The following is an 8,378-nucleotide window of genomic DNA, read 5'->3' as shown; positions in this document are numbered from 1 at the left end:
TTTATTTTTTTGATCCAAAGATATTCATAAATGACCTGTAGCTTTGATCATCTTCTTCACCGTTATAAGTGGGAAATTGAAAGAGAGCGTTCATCGTATTCGTTGAGTTTTCAGTTTCAGCAATAATTTGATAGATATGAACGGCTTCGGATGTATAACCATTAGCATATGCATTTTTTATTTGGTTCAGCGTTAAATGAAGCGAGAAAACTTCTTTACGAAGCTGTACCTTCGTGTGCTCGTCAAAATAAAGAAATTTTTCGTAATAAAGATTGGATGCTTCATTAAATACTGCCAATCCATTTTCAAGCTCATTTACGGCAATATGCCTAATCGCTTCATCTTCTAATCGTGTAAACGGCTCTTCAATCATTAGACCTAAAATGATAGCTGTATCAGGTTTGAGCATAGCTATTTCCTCCTACTCTCAATTCGTCATTATTATATATGTATGGAAACATTGTTAAAATATTCACTACACTTTTAAGGCTAGCCGAACATGGCTAGCTCTATACATTTTAATCATTTAATTTTTTTAGTTACAAAAATGCTTTAAAAGTTACAAAACGTATCAAGTTGTCTGAACATTAAGTATCATAGACTTTGTAGAAAGACAGGAGGTTAAGGTAATGGGTACAGCTCGTAAATTGGAAACGTTGTAGCCGTTATCTGTGCGGGTATGATGAAGCGCTTAGGAGAAAGCAAACCGGAACTTACGGGTAACGGTGTATTAGTTAAAGCAGCAGGCGGAGATAAAATGAACGAGGAGACAAACATTGATAAACCTGTCGATTTCTCTTTAATGGGTGCAGGCGTATTAATTGCTTGTTCGTTCTTTATCTTCGGTAGCTTAGCTCATAAATTTTTAGGAATCCCAGGTCCGGTGTTAATGATTGTAGCAGCAACACTAGTCAAATCTTTACAGCTTATGCCGAAAAAGATGGAACAAGGATCTTATCATTTATACAAATTTATTTCATCAAGCTTAACATGGCCACTAGAAGAAGCACTTAAAACGCATAAAGAAAAACAAGGAAAGCTTGGAGTACATTCCAAAGTAGAAGTTCAAAGCGCAAAAGATTTAAGCCTTGCTTATTCACCAGGAGTAGCAGAGCCATGTCTTGAAATTGCAGAAGATGCTGAGAAAATCTATGATTATACGATGAAAGGGAATTTGGTTGGCGTTGTTTCAAATGGGACAGCCGTTCTTGGATTAGGTAATATTGGTGCAGGTGCTTCAATGCCAGTTATGGAAGGGAAGGCATTGCTATTCAAGTCATTTGCAAACGTCGATGCATTTCCTATTTGTTTAAATACTGAGGACCCAGACAAGGTAGTTGAAACGGTTAAACTTCTTGAACCTACGTTTGGCGGTATTAACTTAGAGGATATTGCAGCACCTTACTGTTTTGAAATTGAAGAACGCTTAAAACAAGCTTGTAATATCCCAATCTTTCATGATGATCAGCACGGAACGGCAATTGTTACGGCTGCAGGTTTGTTAAATGCGCTACGCTTAGCAAATAAAAAGCTTGAAGATATTAAAGTTGTAGCAAACGGTGCTGGTGCTGCAGGTGTTGCCATTGTAAAACTTCTTTTAAACATGGGTGTGCAAGACGTTATATTATGTGATACAAAAGGAATTATTTATGAAGGACGTCCTGTTGGTATGAATCCATTTAAAGAAGAAATGGCACGCATGATGAACAAAAATCAACAAGAAGGTACCTTAGCGGATGCATTAGTAGCTGCAGTGTATGCAATTGCTGGATTAATTGATGAAACAGATATCCATGCTGACTATGTAATTCCAAATCCATTCGATAAGAGAGTCGCAGCTCATGTTGCAGCTGCCGTAGCGAAAGCGGCAATGGATTCAGGGGTGGCAAGGAAACCAATCGATGTGGAAGGTTTACGCAATAAAATGCTTCAAACAAATGAAGTTCCAGAGCTTGTTACAACAAAATGACACATAAAAAAGCCAGCGCCAGCTGGCTTTTCTTTATTTAACGGCTAAACGATTTAAAACAAATTCTTCTACTACCTTCGCAACACCATCGTTCATATTTGTATCTGTTACGTGATTTGCCAACTTTTTAATATCTTCAGGTGCATTTCCCATCGCAACGCCTAAACCCGCAAATTCAATCATGGCTACATCATTATAGCTGTCGCCCATGGCAATTACTTCGTCTCGCGTAATCCCTAGCTTCTGAATAAGAAAATCAAGGCTTGTACCTTTTGTTACTCCAACTTCTGTGAACTCTAAGAAATATGGTTTTGAGCGCATAACGCTTAGCTGTCCATCAAGCTGTTTTTGTAGCTTTTCTTCAACATGAACCAGCTCTTCACTTGGTGCAAGCATCAAGACTTTTACAACAGGATCTTTCACAGCGTCAACGAAGCTAGGTACTAGTTTAATAGGTAAGCCAGTAATATTGCTTTCGATATCCGTAAATTCGTTTTCTACTTCCGTAATAATTTCATCTCCTACATAGGTATGAATCAATACGTTTTCTTGTTTACTCAATGCATCTAATTGATGAACGGTTTCAGGTGATAATGTACTACTAAACAATTCTTCCTTAGTACGCCAATCAATAATTTTTGCTCCGTTAAAGGAGAGGATAAAGCTTCCGTAATCAGCTAGTCGAAGCTCTTCAGCAATATGAATCATGCCATAGGTTGGTCTACCGGAAGCTAGCACAACTTTTACTCCGGCTTCTTGCGCATCCATTAAAGCTTGCTTTGTACGGGGAGAGATTGTATGGTCATCTCGTAAAAGAGTATCATCTAAATCTAGTACAATCATTTTATAGGCCATTTTAATAATTCCTTTCTATGACAATATGTTCATATCGTACTACAAAAGAACAGGTAGTTCAATTTTTGTTCAAGTTACGTGAAAGGAAGTTTCCTAGATCACACACGTAAGGGCGAAAAGGCATATAAAAGCGAAGCAGCTAAAAGATGCTTCGCACAGAGTGATTAGTCTAGTTCTGTAATTGGGTGACGACGAAAAAACTCATTTATTTTATACTCATTGTTATTGTTTTCAACGTTAACGTTTTGAATACCCTTTGAAGCATTTGGTGTAAGCGGATGTCGATAGAATGCTTCTAGTTCTGCACGTGTAATCGTAATGCTTTGAGGAACAACGGTATGAACGTTAAAGTGGACAGAATCAGCATGGTCAATCAACCCAAGCAGTATGGTAGCGTTGTTGAATACGCGTTTTTTAGTAAAATCCGCCGACCAATTGTGTTCAAACTGCCTGCTCGTTTCGGTCGATGCTTGTGTATAATCAACTGAAATATAGGAAGGAGATTTTTGGGTTTGCAACGTTACGTTATGAACATTTTCATGTCCAGGAAGCTCATTAATAACAGAAATAGCATCACGTTGATCTTCATTATATGAATAGTGGTTAGCCTTTAATTTTTCAGCTTCAATCGAATCATTCTTTTGAGAAGCATTATTTATAGCTTGGCATCCAACTAATAGCGTGATAAAAACAAAAAAACAACATAAAAAAGCAGAGTAGCGCATGATAAGTCTCCATTCTTTGCTTGAAAATAACATTGTAATTATATACATCATAAGGATAATTTTACAATAGCTGATAAGAAAAATAATCTAAACCAGAACTTTGTTTACATTGGGAAGTAGAGCGCTTGGGATTATGACCACCTTTTCTAGCTAACAATACATCGAATACTGTAAAAGTTCCTGCTCCAGCAATAAATCCCAGAGCAGTCGAGAAAATACCGCTTTTATTGATAGACTCTCGCAAAAATTCACAGGAAGCAGCAGAAATTGTTACGTCGTTTGTTCTTTTTCATACAAATCAAGATAGATAAAGCCACTACGGTCAATTTGACCAAGCATAACATCAGAAATGCTGGCGATATTACGAATAGAGAGCTGTTGGTGCACCCAGTCGAGTGTAAAAGAGGACGCAGTTAATTCTTTTTCAACTAGCTTTCCATCTTTAATGAGAAGCCGAGGTAGTCCGCTGCGGCTTTTAACAATGCTCATTGCTTCCATGGTGACAGTTTGGTGGCTTGGTTTTAACTGCACGCTAAAGCCACCGTTTTGTTCAATAAGGACCGTTTCTACATCTTGAAAAGAAAAGATACTTTGAAGCCTAAGCTGACTAGCAAGCTCTTCGACATTTAAGCGTGCCTTTCTTAAATTTTGTTCAAGAATTCGCCCGTTTTCCATTAAGATAATGGGTTCACCATTGTTTAATAGCCGAAATTTATCAAATTTCATTGAAAGGTAAGAAAATAAAATTTCAAGGACGAGAATGATGACCAAAGCTGGTATATAGTTAGTAAAAGGTTGGTTATGGTCAACCGCGCCCGTAGCAGCAATGGATCCAATGGTGATTCCCACAACAAAGTCACTGAAGTTCATATTGGATAGCTCTCTTTTTCCCATAATTCTAGTTAAGATAAGCAGAGAAAAATAAGCTAATATTCCTCGTAACAGCAAATCAAAAATGTGCTCCATGACACCATCTCCCTATTCTCTCTTTTTTTAGAGAATGTCCAAAGTGGATAGAAAATATGTAGAAGACAAATAAAAAAAGAGTACAGTAGCGTACTCTTTTTTTGATTTAAGAAGAAGTGTTGTTCCATTTTGTGTAACGAGTGGAAGGAGAAGTGAAGTTCATCATCGATGAAATTAACGATTGCGGGCTGCTTGAAATATTGATAAGCTGAATGGCTGATTCTTGTGAAAAGCCCTCTGTTACAGCATGTTCAACCATACTCATTAACGCATTATAATATCCATTAACATTGAGTAATCCAACTGGTTTTTTATGAATTCCAATCTGTGCCCAACAAAGTGCTTCAAACAATTCTTCAAACGTACCGAACCCTCCTGGAAGAGCGATGTAGCCGTCAGATAAATCGTGCATGGTGGCTTTTCTCTCATGCATGCTGCTTACTTCAATTAATTCCGTGAGGGCGGTATGAACAATTTCACCGCTAAATAGCCCTTTTGGCATAATGCCAACTACGTGACCACCATGCTTTAACATTTCATTGGCTACTTCACCCATCAGGCCCATTTTTGAGCCCCCGTAAATTAATTTATAATCGTGTTGAGCCATATACGCTCCAAGTTCTACGGCAACGTTTCTATAGTGAGGATGAACACCAGAATTAGATCCAGCAAATACACAAATGGCTTTCATATACAGGTCCTCCTTTTCACAGCGTATAGTCATAACATTTCGTTTATTTATGATAAAACCCTTTTTTATGATAAAAAATAATCGATTAATAGAAATGAGAACAGGTGTTTTTGTTTTAATACTAAAAAAAGTAAAACCTCTTTTGGAGTTACCTTGATTATTAGTATAATTTTCTTTATAATCAAAGCGTATATTAAGTGTTTAATAGAAGGTGTCATACAGCGTAGTACGCTAGTTAAAACAAAAAAGCTGAGAATTAAGCACGCTCACATAAAGATTAACTAATAGAAAGTAGGTCGCAGTATGGCGAAAAAGGAACAGCAAAGTCGTATTGAAAAAGATTTTCTTGGCGAAAAAGAACTTCCAAAAGACGTATATTACGGTGTCCAAACAATGCGCGCAGTTGAAAACTTTCCAATCACTGGATACAAAGTGAACAAAGAGATGATTCGTGCTCTTGCGATGATCAAAAAAGCAGCTGCTATGGCGAATATGGATACAAAACGATTATACGATGGTATTGGAAGCGCTATCGTACAGGCGGCTGACGAAGTGATTGCAGGTCAATGGCATGAATATTTCATTGTAGATCCGATTCAAGGTGGAGCGGGTACGTCAATGAATATGAATATGAACGAAATTATCGCAAACCGAGCGCTAGAACTAATGGGGTATGAAAAAGGTGATTATGTAAAGCTTAGTCCGAACAGTCATGTAAACATGTCACAATCTACGAATGACGTGTTCCCGACGGCTATTCATTTATCAACATTGCGCCTATTAGATGATTTATTAGCAACAATGGACAAGATGGTTGAAGTATTTAAAAAGAAAGCGAAGCAGTTTGATCCAATTATTAAAATGGGAAGAACACATCTTCAAGATGCAGTACCCATTCGTTTAGGACAAGAATTTGCTGCATATAGCCGTGTTTTAGAGCGAGATATTAAACGTATAAGCCAGTCTCGCCAACACTTATATGAAGTGAATATGGGAGCAACAGCGGTAGGAACAGGTTTAAATGCTGATCCGAAATATATCGAGAACGTTGTGAAATATCTAGCAGAAATTAGTGGACTACCATTATATGGCGCTGAGCACCTTGTGGATGCAACGCAAAATACAGACGCTTATACCGAAGTATCTGCTGCTTTAAAAGTGTGTATGATGAATATGTCTAAAATTGCAAACGACTTACGCTTAATGGCTTCAGGTCCACGGGCAGGCTTAGCAGAAATTAGCCTTCCTGCTCGTCAGCCGGGATCTTCTATTATGCCTGGAAAAGTAAATCCAGTAATGCCAGAGCTGATTAACCAAGTAGCATTCCAAGTTATTGGAAATGATAATACCATTTGCTTAGCTTCAGAAGCAGGACAGCTTGAGTTAAACGTAATGGAGCCTGTGCTTGTCTTTAACCTACTGCAGTCTATTAGCATTATGAACAACGGTTTTGACGCGTTTACAAAATATTGCTTAGAAGGTATTGAAGCAAACGAAGAACGGTTGAAAGAATATGTAGAGAAAAGCGTAGGCGTCATTACTGCAGTTAACCCACATTTAGGTTATGAAGTTGTTTCTCGTATTGCCAGAGAAGCCATTATGACAGGGAAATCTGTACGGGAACTTTGCTTACAATATGACGTATTGACAGAAGAAGAGCTAGATTTAATCTTAAATCCTTATGAAATGACAAATCCAGGTATTGCAGGTAACTCACTTTTTGATCGTCAATAATCGTTAGACAAGTAGACAGACTGATAATTAACACTAAAATGATAAAAATGGAGGAGTCAACATGAGCAATATTATCCGTACTTTAATGATTCAAACACCAAGCGTACCAGGAAATCTAGGACGAGTAGCTACGGCAATTGGTCGCGTAGGTGGCGATATTGGCGAGGTTGAAACAGTTAAGGTAGGCCATAACTATACGCGAAGAAGTATTACTGTACAGGTTGAGAGCGAAGAGCAGCTAGAAGAATTATTAGATGCAGTTCGTAGCTTGGACGGAATTACGCTACACACAGTTTCAGATGAAGTTTTACACGCTCACGAAGGCGGGAAAATTCAAATGAAAAGTAAAATGAAAATTGAAACGTTAGCGGATTTACGACGCGTGTATACACCAGGTGTAGCTAACGTATGTATGGCGATTAAAGAACAGCCGGAAAAAGCAAAAATTTATACAAGCATTAGCAACACTGTAGCTGTTGTAACAGATGGAACAGCAATCTTAGGTTTAGGTAATATTGGACCAGTAGCTGGTATGCCTGTTATGGAAGGTAAAGCAGCTCTTTTTGATCAGCTTACTAATATTAATGCTATTCCTATCTTATTAGATGTAAATAGTCCCGAAGAAATTATTCAAACAGTTAAAAATATTTCACCAGGATTTGGTGGTATCTTGCTTGAAGATATTGGTTCTCCACACTGTTTTGAAGTGGAAGAGCGCTTAAAGAAAGAACTAGACATTCCTGTTATGCATGACGATCAGCATGGAACGGCCGTAGTTACGTTAGCTGCAGCTATCTCAGCTTGTCGCAGTGCAGGTGTTAACTTAAAACAAGCTCGCGTTGGTCAAATTGGCCTTGGGGCAGCTGGTATTGCCATATGCCGCATGCTAATGGCATATGGTGTCGAAAGCGTAGTTGGCGCTGATAAATCTGAAGAAGCAAAAGATCGTCTTCGCTCTTATGGAGGCGAAACAGTTGATAGCTTAGAAGAACTAATGGAGCAAAGTGATATTGTTATTGCAACAACTGGTGTACCAGGACTTATTAAAAAAGAATGGGTACAAAAGGGACAAATTATTTTGGCTCTATCAAATCCAAAACCTGAAATCGAACAAGAAGATGCGTTAGAAGCTGGTGCAATTTATGCAACAGATGGACGCTCTGTAAACAATGTATTAGGATTCCCAGGTATTTTCCGTGGCGTACTAAACGCTGGTGTTCGTGATATTACTCACAAAATGCTAGTTGCAGCTGCAGAAGCGATTGCAAATTCAACAAAGCCAGGGGATCTAGTGCCTCATCCGCTAAATGTTAATGTACATGAAGCTGTTGCTGAAGCAGTAGAGCGTGTAGCAGTACAAAGTGACGTAAAAAAGAACGTTTATCGCTAATGAATAAAAAGAGGCTGGGACACAAGTAATTCAGTCAATGATAAACCT

General features: G+C 38.2%; 8 protein-coding genes. 3 read left to right on the top strand and 5 right to left on the bottom strand.

Translation table 11 applies throughout. From position 1 onward, the window contains the following. Window position 1: 1 nt before the first annotated feature. A complete protein-coding gene (locus BFL01S_RS17535; protein ID WP_025908906.1) occupies window positions 2-409 on the bottom strand; it encodes a hypothetical protein in 408 nt (135 codons plus the stop codon). Window positions 410-646: 237 nt separating this feature from the next. Here BFL01S_RS17535 and BFL01S_RS17530 point away from each other — a divergent pair, with 237 nt between their 5' ends. After that, window positions 647-1,969, top strand: coding sequence for a 2-hydroxycarboxylate transporter family protein (locus BFL01S_RS17530; RefSeq protein WP_268873899.1), 1,323 nt, complete (start codon window positions 647-649; stop codon window positions 1,967-1,969). A gap of 33 nt (window positions 1,970-2,002) precedes the next feature. On the opposite strand, the gene BFL01S_RS17525 is transcribed toward BFL01S_RS17530, so the two are convergent. From BFL01S_RS17525 to BFL01S_RS17510, 4 genes are all read right to left on the bottom strand, one after another. Continuing rightward, window positions 2,003-2,824, bottom strand: coding sequence for a Cof-type HAD-IIB family hydrolase (locus tag BFL01S_RS17525; protein ID WP_061786485.1), 822 nt, complete (start codon window positions 2,822-2,824; stop codon window positions 2,003-2,005). A gap of 164 nt (window positions 2,825-2,988) precedes the next feature. Beyond that, complete coding sequence (locus BFL01S_RS17520; RefSeq protein WP_025908902.1) at window positions 2,989-3,549, bottom strand: DUF4825 domain-containing protein; 561 nt, start codon at window positions 3,547-3,549, stop codon at window positions 2,989-2,991. 270 nt (window positions 3,550-3,819) lie between these two features. Further along, window positions 3,820-4,515, bottom strand: coding sequence for a YetF domain-containing protein (locus BFL01S_RS17515; protein WP_061786484.1), 696 nt, complete (start codon window positions 4,513-4,515; stop codon window positions 3,820-3,822). A gap of 106 nt (window positions 4,516-4,621) precedes the next feature. Next, window positions 4,622-5,206 carry an LOG family protein gene (locus BFL01S_RS17510; protein WP_025908899.1) on the bottom strand — a complete coding sequence of 195 codons (585 nt, stop codon included), beginning with the start codon at window positions 5,204-5,206 and terminating at the stop codon, window positions 4,622-4,624. A gap of 303 nt (window positions 5,207-5,509) precedes the next feature. Here BFL01S_RS17510 and aspA point away from each other — a divergent pair, with 303 nt between their 5' ends. Both aspA and BFL01S_RS17500 read left to right on the top strand, forming a co-directional pair. Continuing rightward, the gene (gene aspA / locus BFL01S_RS17505) at window positions 5,510-6,940 is read left to right on the top strand and encodes an aspartate ammonia-lyase (protein ID WP_061786483.1); all 1,431 of its coding nucleotides are present in this window, start codon (window positions 5,510-5,512) and stop codon (window positions 6,938-6,940) included. A gap of 61 nt (window positions 6,941-7,001) precedes the next feature. Beyond that, window positions 7,002-8,330 carry an NAD-dependent malic enzyme gene (locus BFL01S_RS17500; protein WP_025908897.1) on the top strand — a complete coding sequence of 443 codons (1,329 nt, stop codon included), beginning with the start codon at window positions 7,002-7,004 and terminating at the stop codon, window positions 8,328-8,330. Window positions 8,331-8,378 lie beyond the last annotated feature (48 nt).

Source organism: Priestia flexa NBRC 15715, assembly GCF_001591565.1.
GTDB classification, from domain to species: Bacteria; Bacillota; Bacilli; order Bacillales; family Bacillaceae_H; genus Priestia; species Priestia flexa.
This window is presented reverse-complemented; position numbering and strand designations above follow the sequence as displayed.